This is a genomic window from Pseudomonas cichorii (assembly GCF_015471405.1).
Lineage (GTDB): Bacteria > Pseudomonadota > Gammaproteobacteria > Pseudomonadales > Pseudomonadaceae > Aquipseudomonas > Aquipseudomonas serbiensis.
The window spans coordinates 1-25,308 of record NZ_BLVZ01000003.1; the positions used below are offsets into that span (position 1 = coordinate 1).

A 25,308-nucleotide genomic window follows, 5' to 3' on the forward strand; every position below is an offset into this window, starting at 1 on the left:
CTGAAAAAGCCTCAGACGCGCTCGGCCATCGCCGCATTCACCTGGCAGCGATGAGTCAGTTTTTGCAGGCGCTTTTCCAGGGCAATGAACACGACACGATCAGTGCGACCGCTGTCCAGCTCATCGATCAGGTCATTGGCGACCTGACGCAATTCATAGGCGAGCACTACACGATCATCGTTCAAGTCCTGTTTATGGGACTCGAACAAGCGGTGCAGATAATCCTGCAAGGTGTATTTCAGGCGATGACGGTCGCTGGCACGCAAATGGCTGAGGTTGAGGCTCGTTCTGGCCTGCAGTTCGGTCAACTCGCCGCACAGGTATTGAATACGGCGGGCATAACCGGTTTCACGCTCACGCAGTTGCCTGTGAGCCACGGCTGCTTCCTGCTTGCGCTGGATACCTGGAACACCCACCGCGACCATCATGCCGACAATCAGCGCGGTAGCCTGGACCCAGCCGGCCCAGTCGGAAGGACGTGAAAAAAAGCCTGTAACAAGCAGCACTACCGCAACCAGAGATGCAGCGATCACCAGAACAACGTAATCCTTGCCGATAAACCCCTTGAGCATTGCACGCTTCCTTAAATCGATGACCATTGATGGCGTGGATGCTAATCGGTGCGAGCCTCCGACACCACGAATATTGAAAGCACAACATCAATTCATGGCTTTCCTACTTAACAGCGACTTAATAAAACCACAATTCCTGCATTAATTGACGAAACGCCCTACTCACCCCATCGACTTTGAGCAAAGTCCGCTCCTAAAATGCAGCGTTTTTCCTATATCCACGTGCAAAACCGCACATTTATCGAGTGAGCCTTGCTCTTGAAAATTCGTCTGCCACTTCTGGGTCTTTTATTTGCACTTACAGGCCCTGTAGTTTCCGCCCATGCCATTGCAAACGAAGCCGCAGCCCTGAACCGGGACCCATCACAACTTCATCTGGCTTCCGGCAGCACACTGGTCATTGATGTACAGACCGACAAGGTTCTTTATTCGCACAACCCGGACGTTATCGTCCCGATCGCCTCGGTCACCAAGCTCATGACGGCAATGGTGGTGCTGGATGCCAAGCAGCCGATGGACGAAGTCATTCCGGTCAATATTTCCCAGACGCCGGAAATGAAAGGCGTGTTCTCCCGCGTCAAACTGGGCAGCGAAATGAATCGCAAGGACATGCTGCTGATTACTCTGATGTCCTCGGAAAACCGTGCCGCCGCAAGCCTGGCCCACAGTTATCCGGGCGGCTACCCGGCCTTTATCCTGGCAATGAACGCCAAGGCCAAGGCACTGGGCATGAAGCATACGGCCTATGTCGAGCCTACCGGATTGTCGGTCTATAACGTGTCCACGGCTCGCGACCTCACCAAGCTGATCATGGCCGCTCGCAAATACCCGATGATCACCGAACTGAGTACCACCCCGGAAAAGACCGTGACCTTCCGTAAACCCACTTACATCCTGGGTTTCAGCAACACGGATCACCTTGTCCGCAAGGATAACTGGGATATCAAGCTGACCAAGACCGGCTTCACCAATCAGGCCGGTCATTGCCTGGTGCTGCTGACCACCATGGCTAACCGCCAGGTTTCCGTGGTGATTCTCGATGCCTTCGGCAAATACACACACTTCGCCGATGCCAGCCGCCTGCGCCGGTGGCTGGAAACAGGCCAGAGCGGCCCTGCGCCGGAAGTCGCCTTGCAGTACAAGAAGGAGAAGAATCTGGTGATGAAACAGAACGGTATTCAGCAGGCGCGGGAATAAAACCCCACCTGCGCAGGAGCGGATTTATCCGCGAAGAAGGTATGAAGATCTTCGCGAATGAATTCGCTCCTACCGGGGCAGGTTTAGTTGAACTGCGTCACCAGCTTGGTATTGAGGTAAGCCTCGATGGCTTCGGTGCCGCCTTCGGAGCCGTAGCCTGAGTCCTTGATCCCGCCAAACGGAATTTCAGGCAGGCCAATGCCCTGATGGTTGATCGACAGCATGCCTGCCTCGATGCCATTGCTCAGCGCCTGAGCAGTCTTCATCGACGTGGTGAAGGCATAGGACGCCAGCCCGAACGGCACTCGGTTGGATTCGGCGATAACCTCTTCCAGCGTGTCGAACGGCACCAGCAATGCTACCGGCCCGAAAGGTTCTTCGTTCATGATGCGCATTTCACGGTTCAGACCGCTCAATACGGTTGGCTCGAAGAAATAGCCCGGCCCTTCAAGGGCCTTGCCGCCCGTTTCAAGCTTCGCACCGGCACCCACGGCATCCTCGACCAGATCCACCAGCGCCGGAACACGACGCTCATTGGCCACCGGCCCCATGGTGGTGCCCGCCTCCAGACCATTGCCCACCTTGACCTCACGGGTCAGGCCGACGAATTTCTCGGTGAAAGCCTCGAATACCTTGCGCTGAACCAGAATCCGCGTCGGTGAAACGCAGACCTGGCCGGCATTGCGGAATTTGGCGGTTACCAGCACCCGAGCAGCCAGATCCAGATCGGCATCGTCGAATACCAGCGCAGGCGCATGGCCGCCCAGCTCCATGGTGGCACGTTTCATATGCTGACCAGCCAGGGCCGCCAGTTGCTTGCCCACCGGCGTGGAGCCAGTAAAGGTCACCTTGCGGATCACCGGATGCGGGATCAGGTAATTGGAGATTTCGGCAGGAATGCCATACACCAGACCGATCACACCTGCCGGCACGCCAGCATCGGCAAAGGCACGAATCAGTTCAGCAGGCGATGCCGGGGTTTCTTCCGGTGCCTTGATGATGATCGAACAACCGGCAGCCAGTGCGGAAGACAGCTTGCGCACCACCTGGTTGATCGGGAAGTTCCAGGGCGTAAACGCCGCCACCGGGCCAACCGGCTCCTTGATGACTTTCTGTTCGATTGAAGGATTGCGCGACGGCACAAGGCGGCCATAGCTGCGGCGCCCCTCCTCGGCCAGCCAGTCGATGATATCGGCAGCAGACAGGGTTTCCATGCGCGCCTCGGCCAGCGGCTTGCCCTGTTCCTGAGTCATGATGCGGGCGATGCTGTCGGCGCGTTCGCGCAACAGTTGTGCAGCTTTCTGCATGATCTTGTAGCGATCATAAGCCGAAGTGGCACGCCAGGTTGCAAAACCACGTTCAGCTGCCGCCAGCGCTTCATCCAGATCGGGAATGCTGGCATGCGCCACAGTTCCCAGAGACTGGCCGGTGGCAGGATCGATGACAGGCAAGGTGCGGCCATCACGGCTTGCACGCCATTGGCCATCGATAAAGAGCTGAACATCGGGATACATGGCAATTCTCCTGAGGCAGTTGAATGACAGAGCCGCCCAACTTACGGGGATATCCCCGCATAAGTCAAGGCACAGTCAAGAATGAATGACATACGGAAACAGCAGCGGCCTGCCAACACCTCATCGTCAGGCCGTCACTGCATGGGATTACATCGACACCAGAATGTTCGCTACAGAATGGGCTTACCACCCGTGACGCTATACAGCGCGCCCGAGGTGTAGCTGGCCTGATCGGAAGCCAGCAACACATAAACAGGTGCGACCTCGACAGGTTGGCCCGGACGCCCCAATGGCGTCTGGCTACCAAAGTTGCTGGCCTCCTCTTCGGGCATGGTCGAAACGATCAAGGGTGTCCAGATCGGTCCCGGAGCGACGCTGTTCACCCGGATACCACGCTCGCCCAGCATTTGCGCAAGGCCACCGGAGAAGTTGGCAATGGCCCCTTTGGTGGAGGCATAGGCCAGCAAGGTTGGCTTGGGCATGTCGGCGTTCACCGAACTGGTATTGATGATCGAGCTGCCCGCAGCCATGTGCGGCAGAGCCGCCTGACAGATACGAAATATCGCCGTGATATTGATATCGAAGGTCTTCACCCACTCCTCATCGGTGATTTCCTCGAAGGTTTCGTGGCTCATCTGGAAAGCTGCGTTATTGACCAATACATCAATCCGGCCAAATCGCTCCACCGTTTTTTCAACGATGCCACGGCAATGCTCCTTCTGCGCCAGATCACCCGGCAGCAGCAGGCACTGCCTGCCCGCCTGCTCGACCCAGCGAGCGGTTTCCTGAGCGTCCTCATGCTCATCGAGATAAGAAAGCGCGACATCGGCGCCCTCTCGTGCAAAGGCGATGGCCACCGCACGACCAATGCCGCTATCGGCGCCAGTAATCAGGGCAATTTTGTCTTGTAGCCGTTCAGCGCCGCGGTAGCTCTGTTCGCCGCAATCGGGATAAGGCTCCATCTTCGCCTGCGAACCGGGCACCGATTGGGCCTGTGGCGGGAATGGAGGTCTCGGGTAGTCAGTCATTTCTTTCTCCTGTTGTGGGCTGAAGAAGACGGAAGTCATCCATGGCTCATGGAATATCTGGCCCGTCACCCGGGACCAACGTTCAAAGAACAGGGAAGAACGACTGACGAATGGTCGACGCACGAGGTTTTTGTATCCGACTCGAATAAAGCGCTTGCACACGCAATCTTATGGTATACCATCAGACGAAATACAACAGCGCTCGATCCGGGAGTCCTACATGAGCTTTGAAATTCGCAAGATCGTCAATTACACCGAAGAGACCTTCATCGAAGGCGGCAAGGCGACCGACAAACCAGTGACCATGGTCGGCCTGGCTGTCGTGATCAAGAACCCTTGGCTCGGTCGTGGTTTTGTCGAAGACCTCAAGCCGGAAATCCGCGCCAACTGCTCAGAGCTGGGCGAACTGATGGTCAAACGCCTGACCGATGCCATCGGTGGTGCAGACAAGATCGAGGCCTATGGCAAAGCCGCTGTGGTCGGGGCCGAAGGCGAGATCGAGCATGCTTCGGCGGTCATTCACACCCTGCGTTTTGGCAACCATTACCGTGAAGCGGTCAAGGCCAAGAGCTACCTGAGCTTCACCAACAAACGCGGCGGCCCGGGCACGTCCATCCAGATCCCGATGATGCACAAGGACGACGAAGGCCTGCGCTCGCACTACATCACCCTGGAAATGCAGATCGAAGACTCGCCACGCGCCGATGAAATCATTGTCGTGCTGGGCGCAGCCAACGGCGGCCGTCTGCATCCGCGCATCGGCAACCGTTATATCGACCTGGAAGAGCTGGCTGCCGAAAAGGCCCAGTAATCATCCATCCCCAACAATAATGAATGCCTGCGCAGGAGCGATCCATGATTCAGCTCACCGCTGAACGCACCCCGGCCGGGACCAGTTATCTGGCCACCGGCCAAGGCCACCCTGTGGTGTTGATTCACGGGGTAGGTCTGAACAAAGAGATGTGGGGCGGGCAGATCGTCGGTCTGTCCCCGCACTATCGAGTCATTGCCTACGACATGCTGGGTCATGGATCGAGTCCGCGCCCGGACCCGGATACCGGCCTGCCCGGTTATGCCGAACAACTGCGTGAGCTGCTCGACCATCTGGGTTTGCCCCAGGCCACGATCATCGGCTTCTCGATGGGCGGGCTGGTGGCGCGGGCCTTTGCCCTGCACTTCCCGCAGCACCTGTCAGGCATGGTCATCCTCAACAGCGTATTCAATCGCACCCCCGAACAACGTGCCGGTGTGATTGCACGCACCAGCCAGGCAGCCGAGCACGGGCCGGACGCCAATGCAGCAGAGGCCTTGTCGCGCTGGTTCAGTCGTGAATACCAGGCCGCCAACCCCGCGCAGATCGCTGCCATCCGCCAGAACCTGGCCAGCAACGATCCGCAGGGCTACCTGACGACTTACAAGCTGTTCGCCACGCAGGATATGTACCGCGCCGACGATCTGGGCGATATTCACGTCCCGACGCTGATTGCCACCGGCGAGCTGGACCCGGGCTCGACGCCCGACATGGCCCGCCAGCTGGCAATGCGCATTCAGGGTGCAGAGGTTGCGATACTGCCCGAGCAGCGGCACATGATGCCGGTGGAATCGCCACGTCTGGTCAATCAGGTGTTGCTGGACTTCCTCGACAAGTCGGCAGCTCTACACAACCCGGTAAAGGGAATCGTTGCATGACTCTCACGCGCTTTCAGATGTGCATCGACGGCCAATGGGTCGACGCACTTTCCGGCAAGACCTTCGACAGTCTCAACCCTGCATTGGCCGAGCCTTGGGCACAATTGCCCGACGCTGATGAAGCGGATGTGGAGCGCGCCGTCCAGGCGGCGCAAAAGGCCTTTGAAAGCCCGGCATGGCGTGGATTGACCGCCACTGCACGGGGCAAACTGCTGCGCAGGCTGGGCGACCTGATTGCCGAGAACAAGGAACAACTGGCCCAGCTGGAAAGCCGCGACAACGGCAAGCTGATCCGCGAAACCCGCGGTCAGGTGAGCTATCTGCCGGAGTTCTTCCACTACACGGCCGGCCTTGCAGACAAACTCGAAGGCGGCACCCTGCCCCTCGACAAGCCTGATCTGTTTGCCTACACCGTCCATGAACCGATGGGCGTGGTCGCCGGGATCATTCCCTGGAACAGCCCGCTGTACCTGACAGCCATCAAGCTGGCTCCGGCACTGGCGGCTGGCAACACTATCGTGCTCAAGCCTTCCGAACATGCCTCGGCGACCATTCTTGAACTGGCTCGCCTGGCACTGGAAGCCGGTATTCCGCCGGGCGTGGTCAATGTCGTGACCGGCTATGGCCCAAGCACCGGCGCAGCCTTGACCCGTCATCCGCTGGTACGCAAGATCGCCTTTACCGGCGGTGCCGCGACCGCACGCCATGTAGTGCGCAGCAGCGCCGAGAACTTCGCCAAATTGTCACTGGAACTGGGTGGCAAATCCCCCAACATCATCTTTGCCGACGCCGATCTGGACAGCGCCATCAATGGCGCGGTCGCCGGTATCTACGCAGCCTCGGGGCAAAGCTGTGTGTCCGGTTCGCGACTGTTGGTTCAGGACGAGATCTACGACGAATTCGTCGAGCGGCTGGCCGAACGTGCCAGCCGCATCCGCATCGGTAACCCGCAGGACGAAACCACTGAAATGGGCCCCATGGCCACCGCCCAGCAACTGGCGGTGGTCGAAGGTCTGGTGGCTGACGCTCTGGCCGAAGGCGCACGCCTGAGACTGGGTGGCAAACGCCCGGCAACAGCCAGTGAAGGCTGGTTCTACGAGCCGACCCTGTTCGAGTGCGACCGCAACTCCATGAAGATCATGCAGGAAGAAGTCTTCGGCCCTGTGGCGTCCGTGATTCGTTTCAAGGACGAAGCCGAAGCCCTGGCAATTGCCAACGACTCCCAGTTTGGTCTGGCGGCAGGCATCTGGACCCGCGACCTTGGCCGCGCACACCGTCTGGCACGGGACATTCGTTCAGGTATCATCTGGGTCAACACCTATCGAGCCGTCTCTGCCATGGCCCCCATCGGCGGGTTCAAGAACAGCGGCTATGGCCGTGAGAGCGGCATTGACTCGGTCCTGGCCTATACCGAACTGAAAACGGTATGGATCAATCTATCGCAGGCCCCTATGCCTGATCCTTTTGTAATGCGTTGAGTGAGGCGGCGGCAATGATAGAACCCGGCATTTATAAAGAAGTCATGGCGTCCTTTCCCTCGGGCGTCACCATCGTCACCACACTTGACGCCGAAGGCGGTCTGGTAGGCATCACCGCCAGTGCCTTCAGCGCACTGTCCATCGACCCCGCGCTGGTGCTGTTCTGCCCCAACTATGCCAGCGACACCTACCCGGTCCTGCGCGACAGTAAAAAATTCGCCATCCATTTGCTGTCCGCAGAACAGCAGACCGAAGCCTATGCTTTCGCCAGCAAGGGCAAGGACAAGACCAAGGGTATCGAATGGCACCTGAGCGACCTCGGCAACCCGTTGCTGAGCAAGGCGACGGCGATCATCGAGTGCGAGTTGTGGCGCGAATATGACGGCGGCGATCACGCCATCATCGTCGGTGCCGTGAAAAACCTGATCCTGCCCGAAACACCGGCGACGCCGATGCTCTACTACCGCGGCAAACTGGGGGCTCTGCCACCTTTTGCATGAGACGGGGTTCTTGGTAGTCGAGCGCAACGGCATGATAAACTCGGCACCTTTCCGGGCGATACATGCCCGGTCATGCGTCAGCCCGGCCAGTTTTCAGGCTGACGCCATGAACGCGACCGCCTTGTTCTGGCCGTGTTTTTCACATAGACAGCCCCACTCCGAGCACACCCGATGAAACGCCTGCCACTCGACGACAACTTCAAGGTCAATCGCAATCCCGTTACCCTGCGCGAGATCGTGCTGGACAAACTGCGCAGCGCGATCATGAACTTCCAGCTTCTGCCGGGAGATCGTCTGGTCGAGCGAGACTTGTGCGACCGCCTGGGGGTCAGTCGAACATCGGTGCGCGAAGCATTGCGTCATCTGGAGTCCGAGGGGCTGGTGGAGTTCGCCGACGCCAAGGGGCCACGGGTCGCGATCATCACTCTGGAAGATGCCTGCGATATCTATGAACTGCGTTGCGTGCTTGAAGGGCTGATCGTGCAGCTTTTCACCCTGCGAGCCAAGGCAAAAGATATCCGTGCCCTGGAAAAGGCCCTCGAAGAAAACCGCAAGGCACTCAACGATGGCGAGCTGCAACAGGTCATCGACTCGGTGCAAAGCTTCTACGATGTGCTGCTTGAAGGGTCGGGCAATCACATCGCCGCCACCCAGTTGCGGCAGTTGCAGGCACGTATAAGCTACCTGCGTGCCACCTCGGTGTCCCAGGTCAATCGTCGCGGTGCGAGCAGCCAGGAAATGGAACGCATCGTCGAAGCCATCAAGAGCGGCGACCCGCTGGCGGCGCATCAGGCCTCGGTCGATCATGTGCGCAATGCCGCCAAGGTGGCGCTGGAATACCTGAAGTCCAAGCAGGACGATGATGCCAAGGTTCGCGACATCGTTGCCCCCGTCGTGCTCAAAGAACCCCGCATAGGCCGCTGACATGCCAGCGCCGCGCTTTTGCCCGCAGTGCGGCAGCGCTGATCTCGATCAGCGTGTGCCACCGGGCGATACCCATGCGCGGCTGATGTGCGGCAGTTGCAACTACATTCACTACGTCAATCCCAAGATCATTGCCGGCTGCATCATCGAGCAGGAAGGCAAGTACCTGCTGTGCCAACGGGCAATCGCACCACGCCCCGGCACCTGGACGCTTCCGGCAGGCTTCATGGAAAGCGGCGAGACCACCGAGCAGGCGGCGCTGCGCGAAGTCTGGGAAGAAAGCGGCGTACGCGCAGAAATCATCTCGCCCTACTCCATCTTCAGCGTGCCGAAGATCAGCGAGGTGTATATCGTCTTCCGGGCAATAGCACTGGAAATCACCGGCCAGTTCGGGCCGGAGACACTGGATTACCGCTTCTTCGCACCTGAAGAAATCCCGTGGGACAGCATCTACTACCCAGCCATCCGGCAGATCCTCGAACGCTACATCACCGAGCGTCAGGCCGGGGTGTATGGCCTGTACATGGGCAATGACGATACCGGAAAGGTGCATTTCATTCGGTGAATTTCCTCCGTGTGGGAGCGAATTTATTCGCGAAACGGCCCTTCGCGAATGAATTCGCTCCTACGGGGATAAGTCAAACCCCTTCGACAATCACGATCTCGGCCTTCGCCACGCCATGGCGATGACTCATCGCCTCCTGATACTCGGCCGAGCGATAACAGGCCACGGCCTGCTCATACGATTCGAACTCGATCACTACCGTGCGTTGCGGCGTTTCGCGTCCTTCGACTGCTTCAGAACGCCCGCCGCGTGCCATGAATTTGCCACCAAATAATTTGAACGCCGCTGGCGCTCGCTGGGTATATTCGCTGTACTGCTGAGGGTCGGTAACGTCCACGTTTGCAATCCAATAAGCCTTCATCGCGATCTCACTGTTTCAATGATAGGGAATCTATGAAATATTCTGTCTTATGGTATACCACGATTTTTCATCCATAACACCGAGATCCTGAGTATGGCGTTCGATCGCATCGAAGACATCATTGAAGACTACCGCCAAGGCAAGATGGTCCTGCTGGTCGACGATGAAGACCGGGAAAACGAAGGTGACCTGCTGCTCGCCGCCGACCTCTGCACACCTCAGGCAATCAGCTTCATGGCCCGCGAAGCACGCGGCCTGATCTGCCTTACCCTGACCGACGAACATTGCCAGCGTCTGGGGCTGGAGCAGATGGTGCCCAGCAACGGCAGTGTCTTCGCGACAGCCTTCACGGTTTCCATAGAAGCCGCCACAGGCGTCAGCACCGGCATTTCCGCCGCCGACCGCGCCCGCACCGTTCAGGCCGCAGTGAATCCCGAAGCCCGCGCCGAGGATCTGGTGCAGCCTGGCCATATCTTCCCGTTGCGCGCCCGGGAAGGCGGCGTGCTGACCCGCGCCGGGCACACCGAGGCTGGTTGCGACCTGGCTCGTCTGGCTGGCCTGACGCCTGCGTCGGTGATCGTCGAAGTCATGAACGATGACGGTACGATGGCCCGCCGCCCCGATCTGGAACTGTTCGCTGAAAAGCACGGCATCCGCATCGGCACCATTGCCGACCTGATCCACTACCGCCTGAGCACCGAACACACGGTCGTGCGTATCGGCGAACGCGAGCTGCCGACCGTCCACGGGATTTTCCGCCTGTTCAGCTACGAGGACCGGATCGAAGGTGGCGTACACATGGCCATGGTCATGGGCGACATTCAGCGTAATTACCCGACGCTGGTGCGGGTGCATGTGGTTGACCCTCTGCGCGATCTGGTAGGTGCCGAATACACAGGACCGGCAAACTGGACGCTCTGGGCCGCTCTGCAAAAGGTGGCCGAAGAAGGTCGCGGCGTGGTCGTGGTGCTGGCCAATCATGAGTCGTCCCAGGCTTTGCTCGAACGCATTCCGCAACTCACTCAACCGCCACGCCAGTACACACGTTCGCAGTCACGCATCTATTCGGAAGTCGGTACTGGCGCACAGATCCTGCAGGACCTTGGCGTGGGTAAATTGCGCCATCTTGGCCCGCCTCTCAAGTACGCAGGGCTGACCGGATACGATCTGGAAGTGGTTGAAAGCATTCCTTTTACTGGCTGACCGGCCACTGATGCAAGGCAGGCAACACGTCTGAAGAGGTGACGCCTGCCCCAGTAAACAAAGGCTTTCACGGGCAAAAAATTAAAAAGGAACGGGTTCCGGCAGGGCAAAATACTTGCACAAAGTTTGGAATACCATAATATGACATTCCGTAGACCGAAGGTTTTTGTCAGGTGCGCCCGCTGAGGGATAAGGCCAAACAACAGCACCCGGCATGGTCGCCAGTTTCTCCGGTCCACTGGACCTACTGCTCCCGAATACGCGGGCAAAAAAAGCCCGCTCAAAACACAACAAATGAGGGCGTGAAAATGGTGTTGAACAAACGTGCAACTGCAGTTCTTGCTGCTGGCGTGTTGGCTATTTCAAGTTTCACAGCCATAGCCGCCGAAAGCGTCAACTTCGTCAGTTGGGGTGGCTCGACCCAGGATGCACAGAAGCAAGCCTGGGCTGCACCTTTCACCAAGACCAGCGGCATTACTGTTGTGCAGGATGGTCCGACCGACTACGGCAAACTCAAGGCCATGGTCGAAAGCGGCAACGTGCAGTGGGATGTCGTGGATGTGGAAGCCGACTTCGCCCTGCGCGCCGCCAGCGAAGGCCTGCTTGAACCCCTCGATTTCACCACCATCAAGCGTGACCGGATCGACCCTCGCTTCGTGTCTGACCACGGCGCCGGCTCGTTCTTCTTCTCCTTCGTACTGGGCTACAACGAAAGCAAGGTAGGCGCCAAGACCCCGCAAGACTGGTCGGCCATGTTCGATACCAAGACCTACCCCGGCAAACGCGCCCTGTACAAATGGCCAAGCCCTGGCGTACTTGAACTGGCACTGCTGGCCGATGGCGTAGCCCCTGACAAGCTCTATCCGCTGGATCTGGACCGCGCCTTCAAGAAACTCGACACCATCAAGAAAGACATCGTCTGGTGGGGCGGCGGCGCTCAGTCCCAGCAACTGCTGGCTTCGGGCGAAGCGTCCATGGGCCAGATGTGGAACGGCCGCGTCTACGCTCTGCAACAGGACGGTGCGCCAGTGGGCGTGAGCTGGAAGCAGAACCTGGTCATGGCCGATTTCCTGGTGGTCCCCAAAGGCGCCAAGAACAAAGCTGCTGCCATGAAGTTCATCGCCGAGGCGACCAGCCCTAAAGGCCAGGCAGACTTCTCCAACCTCAGCGCCTATGCGCCGGTCAACCTGGACAGCGTGCCGCGCCTGGATTCGACGCTGGCGCCTAATCTGCCAACCGCGTATGCCCAGGATCAAATCACTCTCGACTTCGCATACTGGGCCAAGAATGGTCCGGACATCGCGACACGGTGGAACGAATGGCTGGTCAAGTAAAAATGACGGCTATCGCTTCCCGTCAATCCAACCCGGCCGGTGGTGCGTCAAGCACCGCTGGCGCGGCTTGCACCAAGGCAGTGACGATGCAGTCAAAAACCACTTTGTCACAACGCTGGCGCGGCAGCCGCAATCTGCTCCCGGCACTGCTCTTTCTGGGGCTTTTTTTCTTCGCACCGCTGATAGGCCTGCTGCTTCGCGGCGTGCTTGAGCCCACTCCGGGCCTGGGCAACTACGAGCAACTGTTCGCCAACTCAGCCTACTCCAGAGTGTTGTTCAACACCTTCTCGGTGGCGGGCCTGGTGACACTGTTCAGTGTGCTGCTGGGTTTCCCGCTGGCCTGGGTCATCACCCTGGTGCCACGCGGCTGGGGTCGCTGGATTCTCAATATCGTACTGCTGTCGATGTGGACCAGCCTGCTGGCCCGCACCTATTCCTGGCTGGTGCTGTTGCAGGCGTCCGGGGTCATCAACAAGACACTGATGGCCATGGGCATCATCGATCAGCCGCTGGAAATGGTTCACAACCTCACAGGCGTGGTGATCGGCATGAGCTACATCATGATCCCGTTCATCGTGCTGCCGTTGCAGGCAACCATGCAGGCCATCGACCCGATGGTGTTGCAGGCCGGTTCCATTTGCGGCGCCAGCCCGTGGTCCAACTTCTTCAGAGTGTTCCTGCCGCTGTGTCGCTCGGGGTTGTTTTCCGGTGGCCTGATGGTGTTTGTCATGTCCCTGGGTTACTACGTCACCCCTGCACTGCTCGGTGGCGCGCAGAACATGATGCTGCCCGAGTTCATCGTGCAACAGGTGCAGTCTTTCCTGAACTGGGGACTGGCCAGCGCCGCAGCCGCGCTGCTGATCCTGATCACCCTGGTGTTGTTCTACTTCTACCTGAAGCTCCAGCCGGAATCCCCGGTCGGCGCCAGCAATGCGAGGTGAACCATGCTCCTGACTCCCAATGCCATGAGCACGCGCCTGCGGTTGGGTCTTTACCTGACCACCGGCCTGATCGCGCTGTTCCTGTTGCTGCCGATCCTGTTCATCGTGCTGCTTTCGTTCGGCTCATCCCAGTGGCTGGTCTTCCCGCCGCCGGGCTGGACCCTGAAATGGTATCAGCAGTTTTTCTCCAATCCGGAGTGGATGCAGGCGGCAATGTCCAGTTTCAAGGTCGCCGTGCTGACCACCATCAGCGCCGTCGCTCTGGGCCTGCCCACCGCCTTTGCTCTGGTACGCGGACGCTTTCCGGGGCGTGACATGCTGTATGGCATCTTCACCCTGCCGATGATCGTGCCGCTGGTGATCATTGCCGTGGCCGTGTATGCGCTGTTTCTCAAGCTTGGTTACACCGGCACGCTGTTTTCCTTCGTGGTCAGCCATGTGATCGTGGCGTTGCCGTTCACCATCATCTCGATCATCAACTCGCTGAAGCTGTTCGATCAGTCCATCGAGGATGCCGCTGTGATCTGCGGGGCTTCGCGCATCCAGGCCGTGATCAAGGTCACTTTCCCGGCCATCCGTCCCGGCATGGTTGCCGGTGCGCTGTTCGCGTTTCTGGTGTCGTGGGACGAGGTGGTCCTGAGCGTGATGATGGCCAGCCCGACCCTGCAAACCCTACCCGTCAAAATGTGGACCACTCTGCGTCAGGATCTGACCCCGGTCATTGCAGTCGCTTCGACGCTGCTGATCGCCCTGTCGGTGCTGGTCATGTTCATCGCCGCGACCCTGCGTCGCCGCAACGAAGCCAGGAGTACCTCATGAGTGCCGTGATCAAAGACAACGCACAACACGACCCGAACACCCTGGTCAGCCTGTGCAACCTGAACAAGTATTACGGCGACTTCGCCGCCGTGGACAACATCGACCTGGATATCCAGGACGGTGAATTCCTGACGTTCCTTGGCTCCAGCGGCTCGGGCAAGAGCACCACGCTGTCGATGCTGGCGGGATTTGAAACGCCCAGTTCGGGAGAAATCCTGGTCGGTGGCAAGTCGCTGGTGAACGTGCCGCCCCACAAGCGCGACATCGGCATGGTGTTCCAGCGCTATTCGCTGTTCCCGCATCTGTCGGTGCGCGACAACATCGCCTTCCCGCTGGCCATTCGCAAATTGCCGGCAGCCGAGCGCGAAAAACGTGTGGATGCAATGCTCAAGCTGGTGCAACTGGAACAATTCGCCCATCGCCGCCCTTCGCAACTTTCAGGCGGTCAGCAACAGCGGGTGGCGATTGCCAGGGCGCTGGTTTACGAGCCGCGCATTCTGCTGATGGACGAGCCGCTGGGTGCGCTGGACAAGAAACTGCGTGAGGATTTGCAGGATGAACTGCGCCAGTTGCATCGTCGTTTGGGCATCACCATTGTCTACGTGACCCACGATCAGGAAGAAGCCATGCGTCTGTCACAGCGCATTGCGATCTTCAGCCACGGCAAGATTGTCGGTCTGGGCACTGGCTATGACCTTTATCAGAACCCGCCCAATGCCTTTGTCGCCTCGTTCCTGGGCAACTCGAACTTCCTGAAGCTCAAGGCTCAGGGCAATGCGGTGGCGACGTTTGAAAGCAGCCCGCTGTCGATTCGGCTGACCCCTGGCCTGAAAACCGATCAGGATGTGCTGTTGATGATCCGCCCGGAAAAAGCTCAGGCTCTGAGCATTCAACAGGCTGAAGCCACTCCGCTGGAACATGGCTGGAATGAAGTGACCGCGAAGGTGACAGAGGTACTGTTTCTGGGCGAAAGCCAGACCTGCGCAGTCGTTACCCCTGGCGGTACGGCCATGACCGTCAAGGCGCTGTCTGCAACCGGGCTGCAACTGAAAGCCGGTGATGCTGTGCGCGTCCGCTGGGCCACCGCCGATGCCTGTATCTACACCCAATGGGCAGAAAGCGACCTGAACAAGGCGGCTGGGGCTCATTGAGCCTTTTTCGCGACTGAAGTCGCTTGCCTGGAGTCCGCAGGAGCGAATTCATTCGCGAAAGACCACAACATCACACACAAAAAAAAGGCCGTACCTACCTGAGGGTACGACCTTAAAGGCTTCACTGTCTTGAAGGGTATTGCTCTATTTGGCAGTAATCACCGACAACTTGGTGATGCCTGCACGTTCGATCGAGGCCATGGCACGGGCCACTTCGCCGTAGTTCACATCGTTGTCAGCCTGAAGCTGCACACGAACCTGCGCGTCCTTGGCCTTGGCGGCCTGAAGATTGGTTTCCAGCAGATCTGCCTGGATCTCGTCCTTGTTGATGAACACCTTGCCCTGCCCGTCGATACTCACTACCAGCGGGTCCTTCTGCTCTGCCGGGGCGACCGCTTCGGTCTTGGGCAAATTGATCGGGATCGAGTTGGTCAGCAACGGCGCAGTCACGATGAACACCACCAGCAGTACCAGCATCACGTCCACCAGAGGTGTCACGTTGATTTCACTGAGTACTTCATCACTGTCTTGAGTGGAGAAAGCCATATCAGGAAGCCTCTTTCACTTTCTGGCCAGCGGCGCTGGCACCGTTCTTGGTCAGTACCGGGTGCAGCAGGACACGGAAGGAATTCTTCTGCGCAAGGCTGTAGAAGTCATGGGCAAAATCGTCCAGGTCGGCAGCGGTAAGCTTCAGACGACGCAGGAAGTAGTTGTAAACCAGCACCGCTGGCACCGCGACCGCGATACCGACACCGGTAGCAACCAGGGCCGCACCGATAGGACCGGCAACCGTTTCCAGGCTGGCAGAACCCGCAGCACTGATACCCTGGAGTGCCGACATGATCCCCCAGACGGTACCGAACAGACCGATGAAGGGCGAGGTGCTGCCGATACTGGCCAGAACAGCCAGGCCGGTTTCCAGCGAACGACGCTCACGCACGATCTGCTGGCGCAAGGCGCGCTCCAGACGATCCTGATGGTTGATCGACTGGCTCAGGTCGGTCTGTTGAGTGCCTTCATGCACCTGGATTGCTGCATAACCTGCCTGGGCAACACGAGCAGCGGCGCCCGGCTGCTGCTGAGCCAGCTCGGCGGCCGAGTCCAGGCTGGAAGCCGCCCAGAACTGTTTGTGGAACTTGCGATCCTGGGATTTCAGACGTGAAAACTGCACGCCCTTGAGCAAGGCCAGGCCCCAGGTCGCGACGGAAAAGACCACCAGCAGCCAGATGACGGCGTGTTCGATGGATTCAAAAGGGGATGCCAGTAAGTTCATGATCTGTACTCTCGTGCTGTGCTGATACGTCAGGTTCTGGTGTCGCGATGCTCCTTTTGTCAGGTGGCTCGCATTGAAGCTTTGAAACCGTTATTTGATCTTGAAGTCGATGGGGACGCTGACCCAGCCATCCTGGGCGACATCGCCCTGCTTGGCTGGAACGAAGCTCCAGCGCTTGACTGCCGTTACTGCGGCTTCGTCGAGCGATTCACGACCACTGCTTTTCTGAATCTGGATTTCTCCAGGCTTGCCGCTGGCCAGTACATGCACTCGCAACAGGACTGTCCCTTCCCAACCGCGGCGCATGGCCAGAGACGGGTATTCCGGTGCCGGATTGCGCAGATAACCGGCGCTGGCCGAAGCAGGCGTCACGGGTGCTGGCGCAGGCGGTGCTGGAGGCGCTGGCGCTGCAACCGGTTGTGGCGGTGCAGGTGGCGCTGGCGGTTGCTCCACGGGCTTGGCGACAGGCTTGGGAGTCGGCGGTTTAACGACCGGCTTGGGTTTTGGCTTGGGCGGTGGCTTGACGGCCAGCTCATCCTCGACGGGAGGCGGCGGCTCGACCACAGGTTGAACGATTGGCTCGGGCGGCGGTGGCGGTGTTTCCACCACAGGCGGCGCGGGCTGGGAAAATTCGATGGTCATCGGCGGAATTTCCGGCGGAACGATCGGCAGAACAGGCGTCGGCGTCTGGCTCAGCCAGTAAATCACTGCGCCATGCAACACCAGAGCAAATGCACCGAGCAGAATTCCTTCCCGACGTCCCAAGACAGGCTTGGGCGTGCGGTGCAACCGCGACAGCGCCAAGGGTCCCCGAAAAGGACGCCCCAGATCGACCAATTCGCCGCTCGGCGTTTGGCGCCAAGGCACTTCATGCGCACTGGCTGCGGTCTGGACATTGCCCATTGATACACTCCTGCATTTTTTCAGTAAAAATCCAGGTTCTGTTGGTATCAGTCACCTTTCCAATTTGATAGCGCCGGGCAATCATCCATGATCACGCTTGTTCCCGAAAAGAATATTTAGTTCTCCTGTTATTCAAAAAGGAAATATAAAAAAATCTCACCCATGAAAAAGCCCCGGCATGCAATGACATGACGGGGCTTGGCGCTGCCTGGGTCAACGGATCAATCAGTGACCGCTATGATCGCCATGACCGGAATGTCCCTGGGCCGTCAGCGCCTTGACTGGCGCGAGGACCTTGATCGACTCCTTGACGCCCTTGTCGTCTTCAACGGTCAGGGTCAGCGGCACCTGATCGCCCTCCTTCACCTGGGCAACCAGGCCCATGAGCATGACGTGATAGCCATTGGAGTCCAGCACAACAGTCTTGCCGGCTGGCAGGTCGATGGATTTGACCTGCTGCATGTTCATTACATCGTTCTTCATGCTCATCTGATGGATCTGCACATCTTTCGCGGCAGGCGAGCTGACTTCAACCAGCTTGCTGTTGGTGGTCGACGTGATGTTCATGAAAGCACCGGTCGCAGGCTGCCCGGCCACAGTGGCCCGCACCCAGGCGTCATCAACGGTGGTTTGCGCGTGAGCCTGCACGCTCATGCCCATGACAGAAAGGGCCAGCAGCAGGCTTTTGCATGGGGTGGCGTTCAGGGCATTACGGATCAGAGCATTCATCAACATACTTCCATCAAGGTGAGCAGATCTTCTGCGCATTGCTGTGCGGACAGCGAGTGGGACAGACCAAGGCGCAGCACGCCACGGGTGTCGAACACATAGCTGGTTGAGGTGTGGGAAATCGTATAAGTGTCGCCCAGCGGCACCTTCTCGTAGAACACGCCGAACTCCTTGGCCGTGGCCGCGGTTTCTTCCAGCGTGCCGGACAGGGCCACAAAACTTGGGTCGAACGCCTTTACATAGGCATCAATGACTTTTGGCGTGTCGCGCTCCGGGTCCAGGGTGATGAACACCACCTGGAAGGTGTCGGCATCGGCACCCATCAGTTTCTTGATCTGCGCCGCTCGGGCCAGTGCCGTCGGACAGACCGCCGGGCATTGGGTAAAGCCGAAGAACACCATCGGCATATAGCCCCGGAAACTCGACAGGGTCAGCACATCACCCTGAGAGTTCTTGAGCTTGAAGTTACGCCCGATGATCTTGTTGCTCAGGTCCTTGCCGTACTTGAACGGCAAGGCATTGGAGTTATTGCAACCGGTCAGAACGCCAAGGCTCAGCAAGGAGAGGCCCGCGACCACTTCGCGACGGGTCAGGTATTGAGTCATGCATTACGGTCCTTTGAAGGAAAACAGGCAAGGCATGCAGCACGTCACATGCTGGATGCGCTGCAGACAACCAATCAAGGCAAGACCGGGCTTCAGGGTGCCTGTGGCACCAGCCCTGGCGAAGTGTGACGGGAAGACTGGCGCATCAGGCCCGGCGGGATACGCAGCCTGACATCGCGCGAGCGCAGCAGCCAGCCCAGTCCGATGAAGAACACCACAATACCGGTCAGCTTGCCGGCGAAGGTACAGTCCAGCATGGCCAGTTGCATGACCAGCGCATGCCTGGCCTCGTCCGGCCCTTCCATCGACAGGGAAGTGTCCGGGTGATCACCACAGATATCTGCGGCCTCTACAGAGGAAAACGCCCCCAGCATCTGCCCATGGCTGACGCTGCACATGACGCCATTGAACAGGATGAAGCCATACAGCATCCAGGCAATGAGCGAGCGGTGGGTTCGGACGAATTTCATGGCGGCGAATCTACCACTCTCACGCCCTGTCGAACACCGCGAATCCACGGGCGGCGTGCAGGCCAAGGCAGGAAGCGTGTGGTGACGGGCCATAGCCCGAGGTGCGACAAAGTGGCGCAGCCTGCACATAGGGTCCGCTGGCGACTGAAAGTCCGGATTCCCGCCAACCTAAAGATGCAATTATTTTATTTACACGATAAATATAAATTCAAATTATTTATAATTAGCTTATACCGAAAAGAACTTTCACAGGATTGTTTCATAACCATATATTCCCGCTTACAGACCGACCCCTACCAGTGGAGGCTCAGAAAAACTTCCCGAAACTGACAAGGATCACTCTCCATGGCCTTCACTGCTCGCGCAGCCACAAAGCCTCTGCACCCTCACCTGCTAAAAGGTATCGCCTTTGCCGGACTGGGTCTGATAACGCCCGTTCAGGCGGCTGAAGAATCCGGCAATGACACCCGCCTGGACAAGGTCACGGTCATCTCCACCGGCATTCGCGGCACCGAGCGCACCGTGACCAACAGCCCGGCCCCCATCGACATAGTCACCAGCGAGCAGTTGCTCAAGACCGGCCGCGCAGACCTGACCGAAGCCATCGCCAAGCTGCTGCCTTCGTTCAACTACGGCACCAACGTCGCCGGCTACAACTCCACTATCCGCCCCTTGTCCAACCGCAGCCTGGCACCGGCTTATACATTGGTGCTGGTCAATGGCAAGCGACGCCATAACAGCGCCCTGCCCGCCAACGGCTCGACTGACAGCAGCGGCGCCAACTCGGTGGACATCGACATGATCCCCGTCAGCGCTGTGGAGCGCATCGAAGTCCTAAAGGACAGCGCCGCGGCCCAGTACGGCTCCGATGCCATTGCGGGGGTGATCAACGTCATCCTCAAATCCAGCGCTCAGGGCGGCCACCTGGGCGTGACCTACGGCAAGCTCTATAGCGGCGAAGGCGAAGTGACCAAGTTCGAAGGCGATACCGGCTTTGAACTGGGGGATGGCGGTTTCCTGCACCTGTCCGCCGATGCGCGCAAGCGTGGAGATGCCAGCTGGAATGAAAAAGCCACCAACACCGCTTACTTCCCCGGCGATCCTCGGGAAGCGACCTGGGACCGGGTGGGCGTCAAGAACGGCGACCCGCAGATCAAGGCATTCAACCTGGCCTACAACGCCGAACTGCCACTCGATGACCGGACAAAGCTGTATTCCTACGGCACCTATGGTCAACGCGACGCCATCATCAATAACTATTTCCGCTACCCCAACGGCAACGCCAACATCCCGGAACTGTTCCCCGATGGCTACTATCCGCTGAACAACCTGGACGATACCGACTACCAGTACCTGATCGGTGCCAAAGGCGAGTCACTGGGCTGGAACTGGGACCTGAGCACCACCTACGGGCGCAACAACAACCATCAATACAGTGACCTGACCATCAACCCGTCACTGGGTCCGGCATCACCGACGTCCTTCGATGACCTGGCGACCTACCGTTTCGAGCAATGGGTCAACAACCTGGACATCACCCGCGCCTTTGACGGGGTGTTCGGCGTGCCATTGCAGGTTTCTGCGGGGCTGGAACATCGCTGGGAGCGCTTCCGGACCTTCGCCGGTGATGCCCAGGCGTATCAGGTCGGGGGATATCGCTTCCCGGCCACCCTGCCCAATGGCCAGCCCAACCCGTTGGCAGGCCAGTTGGCCTCGATTGCCGCGCAGGCTGCGGCGGTCATTTCACCTCTGGACGCCACCAGTATCAAACGCAACAACTATGCAGCCTATGTGGACTTCGGCATCACGCCCATAGAGCCACTGTTCATTGACCTGGCCCTGCGCGCAGAGCATTTCGATGACGACTCGGGCAACACCGTCAGCGCCAAGCTCAACTCCCGCTACGAGTTCACCGACACCTTCGCGGTGCGCGGTACAGTGGGCACCGGCTTCCGGGCACCTTCCCTGACCCAGATCGGCTACAGCATCTCCGACAACCGGGTCGGTGCAGCGCCTGACGGCACCATCGTGCCGGCCGTGACCCGCATCGCACCGGTCAATTCGGCCCTGGCCCAGGCCTTGGGTGCCACTCCTCTGGACCCGGAAAAATCCCGTAACCTGGGCCTTGGCGTGACCTGGCAACCGGCACCGCGCACCAGCGTGACGGTGGATGCCTACTGGATCGAAATCGCCGACCGCATCGCGCGTACCGAAAGCCTGTACGGCCCGGCACTGGCACCGATTCTTACCGCGCAAGGCGTCGACACCAGCACCTGGACCTCGTACTACGCCAACGCCTTCGACACCCGCACTCGCGGCCTGGATATCGTGCTCGATCACTCCAGCCGTTATGGCGCTTTTGGCGATGTGCGCTGGAGTGCCGGCTTCAACTACAACAAGACCATCATCACCGACGTCAAGAGCGAGCCCTCAGCCTTACAGGGCCTGGGCGACAACACCGGCGGCAGCCTGACCTGGGTCGGCCGTGCCCGGGAGGGCGATCTGACCGACGCGCAACCAAAAACCAAATGGGTGCTGGGCGCCAACTGGACCCTCGGCGATCTGGGCGTGAACCTGCAAACCACCCGCTATGGCAAGGTCAAGACGCTTCAACAACTGGAAAGTGGCGACCGCAGCTTTGGTGCCAAATGGATCACCGACCTGGACCTGTCCTACACCATTGCGGACAACATCACCCTCAGCCTGGGCGGCACCAACATCTTCAATGTGCGACCGGACAAGAACGCCATCCCTTCGGCCAATGGTCTGAACCTGTACAGCAACCCGCCGTTCTATCCGGGTGGCGGGTTCTGGTATAGCAAGATCGCTTATGACTTCTGATTGGCGCCATCAGGATCAGAATGGATAGACCTCGGCCTGAATCGCGGTCTCATCCATGCCATTGGCGGCCAGGGTACTGAAGTGCAGCGGATTGATGCCGTAGTAACGGCGGAAAACCTTGGCGAAGTGGCTGGCGTTGGAATACCCGACCGCCGCCGCCACTTCGCTGACCGATCCCTGCTGCTTGAGCAATTGTGCAGCACGCTCGATACGGACTTTCTGCAGATAGCCGTACACGCCGCTGTCGTAGACGTCGCGAAAACCCTGCTTGAGTTTCTTGGTATTGAGTTCCACACACTGGGCCAGTGACTCGATGGTCCAGTCCTGTTCCGGGTGAGCCTCAAGCAGTTTGCGCGCACGCTCGACACGGGCCAGATCACGGCCACCGGCGCTGAGCCCGGTGAAGCGCGCAAGGTCCTGGATATGCGCCGTCAATTGCCCGAGCATTTCATAGGCCTTGCCCCGCAGCAGTAAATCCCTGGCAACACCTTCTAGCCTGCATCCCAGCATTTCCTGGCCGATACGCCGCACCACATGGGGCGCTGGAAACTGTGCCAGACGCGCCGCACTGTCTACCGTACGGGTTTTCTCCCAGGGGCCGTCGTACTCGAACAATTGAGTGGCCAGATCCAGCATGCCCAGCCGATGAGCTGCGAAACTGATATTCACCCCGCGCCAGCGCGTCCCCGCCGGGACAAAACCCACGCCCTGTAAAGGCACCGTGGAATGAAACAGACAGCAATGATCTTCGCGCCAGCTCAAGGGCGAAGTATCGGCGAAACTGCGCCAGCCCGCACAGTTGGCGTGATAGGACACCGTCAACGACGCCTCGCAGGAGGCATCCAGATGGCGGTCTTCATCGACCTGCCATTCGATCAGACGGATATCGAGTTCGTCTCCCACCTCTTCGGTGAGCACCTTGGGCAACTCATAATCAGCATGGTAATGATTAAGGCTCATTGGTACACACTCTTTTGGGAATCAGACTCAAATGATAACACTTATCAACTATAGTGCCGATTGCGCGCTTTTATACCCCGATCGCACGCGCAACAACATAACCATAACCAGAAGATAGCGGCTTCCACTTAGCAGCCGAGTCTTCCCATGCAGCGCTCTATACTCAGCCTGGCGATTACATTCGCCATATCCGGCCACGTTCTGGCGGACGATGTTCTGAACTTGCCCGAAATGCAAGTGACTGCCAGCAAGCGAACCCAGGCCCAGGATCAGACCGATCTCGCGCTTTCGGTTGCCAGTGAGGCTGACCTTGAGCGTGCCAACGTCTATAACAGCGGCGAGCTGGAAAGAGTATTCCCCGAACTGCTGGTGCGTAATACCGGTGCTGGAGTGTTCCCGAGCCTGAGCATGCGCGGCATTTCGTCTTCGGACCCTTACAACGCGCCAGTGGCAATCTACGTCGATGGCGTCCCGCAATACCTGGGCACCTTCAATCAACAACTGCTCGACGTCGAACACATCGAACTGCTCAAAGGGCCGCAAGGCACCCTGTACGGACGCAACGCCCATGCAGGTGCGCTGAACATCATTACCCGCCAGCCGGACAACACACCGACGGCGACGATACAAAGCCGCTTCAGCAATCTGCATCAACAAGTCGCCGTCAGCGGCTCGGCTCCGCTGGTCACAGACAAGCTGTTCATTCAGGGCACCGTCTATCACGATGATACCGATGGCGAGCTGACCCGCAGCGAACATCATGGCGACAGCGACAACGGTGGTGGCAATGTCGCACTGACCTTCAGGCCCAACGAAGACTTCAGCCTGAAACTGGCCTATGCCCGTGACCGGCTGACGTCCTACAACGAGCAATATCTGGCCGACGAAACCTATGAAAAGCGCCGGGCCAGCGTGCCGTTGATGGAGTCGATCTACGTGCGTCGGGTAGAAACCAGCAGCGCGACCATCGACTGGAACCTCAGCGACTCACTGAAACTGACCTCCATCACATCCCTGCAGAATTACCGTCATGAGCGCCTGTTCGGTGACATGGGTTTCCACTGGCCGGAAGCCCAGCGCACCGTCAGCCAGGAATTGCGCCTCGCCACCCAAGGTGAAGACCGTGCCTGGGATGCAGTCGGCGGTCTGTACTGGCAGAAGAGCCGCAGCCACTCAGAGCGGACTCCTGACGCTGGCGCCCCGTTGTTCGGCGTGTATGGCGCAGCCGACAGCCGCATCGAGAACACCGAAAAAGCCGTGTTCGGCGAGTTCATCTGGCACCTGGCGCCGCGCTGGGACCTGACCCTGGGCGCCCGTCACAGCGAGGAAAAGGCCGAGACCACCTACAACCAGGTGGACGCGCTGTTCACACCGGGCTTCGTCTATAAAGGCAACGACACCTTCACCAGCACCACGCCCAAAGTGGCGCTGGGCTTCCAGGTAACGCCTGATACCCGCCTGTACGCATCGGTCAGCAAAGGCTTCAAGGCAGGTGGTTACAACCGCATTGGCTCGATCACCTCCGACTCGGTGGCTTACTCGCCGGAAAAATCCCTGAACATGGAAGTCGGCGTCAAATCCAGCCTGCTGGACAAGCGTCTCTGGCTGAATGCGGCGCTGTACCGCATCGATATCGACGATGTGCAGCAGTTCATCGGCGCCGCAGGCACCGGCACTCAAGCCTTGAGCAACATCGGCAAGGCCCGCAGCGAAGGCGCGGAAATGTCCGTGGACTGGCGCGCCGACGAAGCGACGCTGATTCGTCTGGCCGGCACCGTCAACCGCAACCGCATGCTGGATTCCGACCGCCAGGGCAACAGCCTGACCTACACACCCGGACGCACCTTGCGTGCTTCGGCCGAGCGCAGTTTCTACTTCGATAACCTGTTGGGCGAGCTGCGTCCGAGTGTCGGCATCAGCTACACCGGCCAGCACTACTTCGATGTGGACAACGAAGTCTCGCAAGGCGGTTACAGCCTGGTGGACGCCCGCCTTTCCTGGCTGCCCAAACCGGACCTGGAACTGGCGCTGTACGGCAACAACCTGGGGGACAAGGACTATCGCACCTACTCCTACATCACCTCCGGCGCCCAGTTCAGCCAACCCGGCCAAGGCCGCGAACTGGGCGTGAGCACCAAAATAACCTTCTGACGCGAGACACGTCGGGAAAGGTGTAACGGGCGAAGCCGGCAAGCGCTTCGCTCTTTCAACGGAATGACCCGTGGCCACGGCCCTTCAGCCGTCAGCCCGG

25 protein-coding genes are annotated in these 25,308 nt (G+C 59.0%); 14 read left to right on the plus strand and 11 right to left on the minus strand.

What is annotated here, in order from left to right; all coding sequences use genetic code 11:
* Positions 1-11: 11 nt before the first annotated feature.
* On the minus strand, positions 12-572 hold the full coding sequence (locus JL015_RS04100) for a hypothetical protein (RefSeq protein ID WP_201017540.1): 561 nt from the start codon (positions 570-572) through the stop codon (positions 12-14).
* 252 nt (positions 573-824) lie between these two features.
* Here JL015_RS04100 and pbpG point away from each other — a divergent pair, with 252 nt between their 5' ends.
* The gene (pbpG, locus tag JL015_RS04105) at positions 825-1,769 is read left to right on the plus strand and encodes a D-alanyl-D-alanine endopeptidase (protein ID WP_201017541.1); all 945 of its coding nucleotides are present in this window, start codon (positions 825-827) and stop codon (positions 1,767-1,769) included.
* 83 nt (positions 1,770-1,852) lie between these two features.
* Here pbpG and JL015_RS04110 read toward each other — a convergent pair whose 3' ends face one another.
* Together JL015_RS04110 and JL015_RS04115 are read right to left on the minus strand one after the other, a co-directional pair.
* Positions 1,853-3,283: an NAD-dependent succinate-semialdehyde dehydrogenase gene (locus JL015_RS04110; RefSeq protein ID WP_201017542.1), complete on the minus strand. Its 1,431-nt coding sequence runs from the start codon at positions 3,281-3,283 to the stop codon at positions 1,853-1,855.
* A 170-nt stretch (positions 3,284-3,453) separates the two neighbouring features.
* Positions 3,454-4,311, minus strand: coding sequence for an SDR family oxidoreductase (locus tag JL015_RS04115; protein WP_201017543.1), 858 nt, complete (start codon positions 4,309-4,311; stop codon positions 3,454-3,456).
* Positions 4,312-4,531: 220 nt separating this feature from the next.
* On the opposite strand from JL015_RS04115, the gene JL015_RS04120 reads away from it, so the two are divergent.
* From JL015_RS04120 to JL015_RS04145, 6 genes are all read left to right on the plus strand, one after another.
* The gene (locus JL015_RS04120) at positions 4,532-5,122 is read left to right on the plus strand and encodes an amino acid synthesis family protein (protein ID WP_201017544.1); all 591 of its coding nucleotides are present in this window, start codon (positions 4,532-4,534) and stop codon (positions 5,120-5,122) included.
* Between the two features lie 44 nt (positions 5,123-5,166).
* Positions 5,167-6,000 (plus strand): alpha/beta fold hydrolase, encoded by an 834-nt coding sequence (locus JL015_RS04125; RefSeq protein WP_201017545.1) that lies wholly within the window; start codon positions 5,167-5,169, stop codon positions 5,998-6,000.
* The gene (locus JL015_RS04130) at positions 5,997-7,478 is read left to right on the plus strand and encodes an aldehyde dehydrogenase (protein ID WP_201017546.1); all 1,482 of its coding nucleotides are present in this window, start codon (positions 5,997-5,999) and stop codon (positions 7,476-7,478) included. Before JL015_RS04125 ends, JL015_RS04130 begins: the two co-directional genes overlap by 4 nt.
* Positions 7,479-7,492: 14 nt before the next feature.
* Positions 7,493-7,978: a flavin reductase family protein gene (locus tag JL015_RS04135; protein WP_201017547.1), complete on the plus strand. Its 486-nt coding sequence runs from the start codon at positions 7,493-7,495 to the stop codon at positions 7,976-7,978.
* A gap of 171 nt (positions 7,979-8,149) precedes the next feature.
* Positions 8,150-8,902 carry a GntR family transcriptional regulator gene (locus JL015_RS04140; protein ID WP_201001956.1) on the plus strand — a complete coding sequence of 251 codons (753 nt, stop codon included), beginning with the start codon at positions 8,150-8,152 and terminating at the stop codon, positions 8,900-8,902.
* A 1-nt stretch (position 8,903) separates the two neighbouring features.
* The gene (locus JL015_RS04145; RefSeq protein WP_201001954.1) at positions 8,904-9,467 is read left to right on the plus strand and encodes an NUDIX hydrolase; all 564 of its coding nucleotides are present in this window, start codon (positions 8,904-8,906) and stop codon (positions 9,465-9,467) included.
* Between the two features lie 73 nt (positions 9,468-9,540).
* Here JL015_RS04145 and JL015_RS04150 read toward each other — a convergent pair whose 3' ends face one another.
* Positions 9,541-9,828 carry a DUF1330 domain-containing protein gene (locus JL015_RS04150; RefSeq protein ID WP_201017548.1) on the minus strand — a complete coding sequence of 96 codons (288 nt, stop codon included), beginning with the start codon at positions 9,826-9,828 and terminating at the stop codon, positions 9,541-9,543.
* Positions 9,829-9,921: 93 nt separating this feature from the next.
* Between JL015_RS04150 and ribBA the strand changes: the two genes are divergently transcribed.
* The 5 genes from ribBA (at position 9,922) to JL015_RS04175 (ending at position 15,276) form a co-directional block, all read left to right on the plus strand.
* Positions 9,922-11,031, plus strand: a complete 1,110-nt coding sequence (ribBA, locus tag JL015_RS04155; protein WP_201017549.1) for a bifunctional 3,4-dihydroxy-2-butanone-4-phosphate synthase/GTP cyclohydrolase II — start codon at positions 9,922-9,924, stop codon at positions 11,029-11,031.
* A gap of 308 nt (positions 11,032-11,339) precedes the next feature.
* Entirely contained in the window at positions 11,340-12,365 is a 1,026-nt protein-coding gene (locus JL015_RS04160) for an ABC transporter substrate-binding protein (protein WP_201017550.1), read from the plus strand.
* On the plus strand, positions 12,350-13,306 hold the full coding sequence (locus JL015_RS04165) for an ABC transporter permease (RefSeq protein WP_201017551.1): 957 nt from the start codon (positions 12,350-12,352) through the stop codon (positions 13,304-13,306). Before JL015_RS04160 ends, JL015_RS04165 begins: the two co-directional genes overlap by 16 nt.
* 3 nt (positions 13,307-13,309) lie before the next feature.
* On the plus strand, positions 13,310-14,125 hold the full coding sequence (locus JL015_RS04170) for an ABC transporter permease (RefSeq protein WP_201001946.1): 816 nt from the start codon (positions 13,310-13,312) through the stop codon (positions 14,123-14,125).
* The gene (locus JL015_RS04175) at positions 14,122-15,276 is read left to right on the plus strand and encodes an ABC transporter ATP-binding protein (RefSeq protein WP_201017552.1); all 1,155 of its coding nucleotides are present in this window, start codon (positions 14,122-14,124) and stop codon (positions 15,274-15,276) included. Before JL015_RS04170 ends, JL015_RS04175 begins: the two co-directional genes overlap by 4 nt.
* 144 nt (positions 15,277-15,420) lie before the next feature.
* Here the strand turns inward: JL015_RS04175 and JL015_RS04180 are convergent, their stop codons facing one another.
* From JL015_RS04180 to JL015_RS04205, 6 genes are all read right to left on the minus strand, one after another.
* Positions 15,421-15,822 (minus strand): ExbD/TolR family protein, encoded by a 402-nt coding sequence (locus JL015_RS04180; RefSeq protein WP_122318332.1) that lies wholly within the window; start codon positions 15,820-15,822, stop codon positions 15,421-15,423.
* A 1-nt stretch (position 15,823) separates the two neighbouring features.
* Complete coding sequence (locus tag JL015_RS04185) at positions 15,824-16,549, minus strand: MotA/TolQ/ExbB proton channel family protein (protein WP_201001940.1); 726 nt, start codon at positions 16,547-16,549, stop codon at positions 15,824-15,826.
* A 90-nt stretch (positions 16,550-16,639) separates the two neighbouring features.
* Positions 16,640-17,452, minus strand: a complete 813-nt coding sequence (locus JL015_RS04190; RefSeq protein WP_201017553.1) for an energy transducer TonB — start codon at positions 17,450-17,452, stop codon at positions 16,640-16,642.
* Positions 17,453-17,677: 225 nt separating this feature from the next.
* Positions 17,678-18,187, minus strand: coding sequence for a copper chaperone PCu(A)C (locus JL015_RS04195; RefSeq protein ID WP_201017554.1), 510 nt, complete (start codon positions 18,185-18,187; stop codon positions 17,678-17,680).
* On the minus strand, positions 18,181-18,786 hold the full coding sequence (locus JL015_RS04200; RefSeq protein ID WP_201017555.1) for an SCO family protein: 606 nt from the start codon (positions 18,784-18,786) through the stop codon (positions 18,181-18,183). The genes JL015_RS04195 and JL015_RS04200 overlap by 7 nt, the downstream gene beginning before the upstream one ends.
* A 92-nt stretch (positions 18,787-18,878) precedes the next feature.
* Positions 18,879-19,256 carry a DUF2946 domain-containing protein gene (locus tag JL015_RS04205; RefSeq protein WP_201001932.1) on the minus strand — a complete coding sequence of 126 codons (378 nt, stop codon included), beginning with the start codon at positions 19,254-19,256 and terminating at the stop codon, positions 18,879-18,881.
* Positions 19,257-19,601: 345 nt separating this feature from the next.
* Here JL015_RS04205 and JL015_RS04210 point away from each other — a divergent pair, with 345 nt between their 5' ends.
* Positions 19,602-22,097, plus strand: coding sequence for a TonB-dependent receptor plug domain-containing protein (locus JL015_RS04210; protein WP_201017556.1), 2,496 nt, complete (start codon positions 19,602-19,604; stop codon positions 22,095-22,097).
* Positions 22,098-22,112: 15 nt separating this feature from the next.
* Here JL015_RS04210 and JL015_RS04215 read toward each other — a convergent pair whose 3' ends face one another.
* Positions 22,113-23,057, minus strand: coding sequence for a helix-turn-helix transcriptional regulator (locus JL015_RS04215; RefSeq protein ID WP_201017557.1), 945 nt, complete (start codon positions 23,055-23,057; stop codon positions 22,113-22,115).
* Positions 23,058-23,204: 147 nt separating this feature from the next.
* Here JL015_RS04215 and JL015_RS04220 point away from each other — a divergent pair, with 147 nt between their 5' ends.
* On the plus strand, positions 23,205-25,208 hold the full coding sequence (locus JL015_RS04220) for a TonB-dependent receptor (RefSeq protein ID WP_201001926.1): 2,004 nt from the start codon (positions 23,205-23,207) through the stop codon (positions 25,206-25,208).
* The last annotated feature ends 100 nt before the right edge of the window (positions 25,209-25,308 follow it).

Bases quoted from the DNA above. Each gene is read 5' to 3' on its own strand.
- JL015_RS04150 (WP_201017548.1), bottom strand. From the start codon at position 9,828: ATGAAGGCTTATTGGATTGCAAACGTGGACGTTACCGACCCTCAGCAG.
- JL015_RS04125 (WP_201017545.1), top strand. From the start codon at position 5,167: ATGATTCAGCTCACCGCTGAACGCACCCCGGCCGGGACCAGTTATCTG.
- JL015_RS04135 (WP_201017547.1), top strand. From the start codon at position 7,493: ATGATAGAACCCGGCATTTATAAAGAAGTCATGGCGTCCTTTCCCTCG.
- JL015_RS04170 (WP_201001946.1), top strand. From the start codon at position 13,310: ATGCTCCTGACTCCCAATGCCATGAGCACGCGCCTGCGGTTGGGTCTT.
- JL015_RS04100 (WP_201017540.1), bottom strand. From the start codon at position 572: ATGCTCAAGGGGTTTATCGGCAAGGATTACGTTGTTCTGGTGATCGCT.
- JL015_RS04165 (WP_201017551.1), top strand. From the start codon at position 12,350: ATGGCTGGTCAAGTAAAAATGACGGCTATCGCTTCCCGTCAATCCAAC.
- JL015_RS04160 (WP_201017550.1), top strand. From the start codon at position 11,340: ATGGTGTTGAACAAACGTGCAACTGCAGTTCTTGCTGCTGGCGTGTTG.
- JL015_RS04195 (WP_201017554.1), bottom strand. From the start codon at position 18,187: ATGTTGATGAATGCTCTGATCCGTAATGCCCTGAACGCCACCCCATGC.
- JL015_RS04110 (WP_201017542.1), bottom strand. From the start codon at position 3,283: ATGTATCCCGATGTTCAGCTCTTTATCGATGGCCAATGGCGTGCAAGC.
- JL015_RS04185 (WP_201001940.1), bottom strand. From the start codon at position 16,549: ATGAACTTACTGGCATCCCCTTTTGAATCCATCGAACACGCCGTCATC.
- JL015_RS04115 (WP_201017543.1), bottom strand. From the start codon at position 4,311: ATGACTGACTACCCGAGACCTCCATTCCCGCCACAGGCCCAATCGGTG.
- JL015_RS04220 (WP_201001926.1), top strand. From the start codon at position 23,205: ATGCAGCGCTCTATACTCAGCCTGGCGATTACATTCGCCATATCCGGC.
- JL015_RS04205 (WP_201001932.1), bottom strand. From the start codon at position 19,256: ATGAAATTCGTCCGAACCCACCGCTCGCTCATTGCCTGGATGCTGTAT.
- ribBA (WP_201017549.1), top strand. From the start codon at position 9,922: ATGGCGTTCGATCGCATCGAAGACATCATTGAAGACTACCGCCAAGGC.
- JL015_RS04180 (WP_122318332.1), bottom strand. From the start codon at position 15,822: ATGGCTTTCTCCACTCAAGACAGTGATGAAGTACTCAGTGAAATCAAC.
- JL015_RS04140 (WP_201001956.1), top strand. From the start codon at position 8,150: ATGAAACGCCTGCCACTCGACGACAACTTCAAGGTCAATCGCAATCCC.
- JL015_RS04190 (WP_201017553.1), bottom strand. From the start codon at position 17,452: ATGGGCAATGTCCAGACCGCAGCCAGTGCGCATGAAGTGCCTTGGCGC.
- JL015_RS04215 (WP_201017557.1), bottom strand. From the start codon at position 23,057: ATGAGCCTTAATCATTACCATGCTGATTATGAGTTGCCCAAGGTGCTC.
- JL015_RS04130 (WP_201017546.1), top strand. From the start codon at position 5,997: ATGACTCTCACGCGCTTTCAGATGTGCATCGACGGCCAATGGGTCGAC.
- JL015_RS04200 (WP_201017555.1), bottom strand. From the start codon at position 18,786: ATGACTCAATACCTGACCCGTCGCGAAGTGGTCGCGGGCCTCTCCTTG.
- JL015_RS04120 (WP_201017544.1), top strand. From the start codon at position 4,532: ATGAGCTTTGAAATTCGCAAGATCGTCAATTACACCGAAGAGACCTTC.
- JL015_RS04175 (WP_201017552.1), top strand. From the start codon at position 14,122: ATGAGTGCCGTGATCAAAGACAACGCACAACACGACCCGAACACCCTG.
- JL015_RS04210 (WP_201017556.1), top strand. From the start codon at position 19,602: ATGGCCTTCACTGCTCGCGCAGCCACAAAGCCTCTGCACCCTCACCTG.
- JL015_RS04145 (WP_201001954.1), top strand. From the start codon at position 8,904: ATGCCAGCGCCGCGCTTTTGCCCGCAGTGCGGCAGCGCTGATCTCGAT.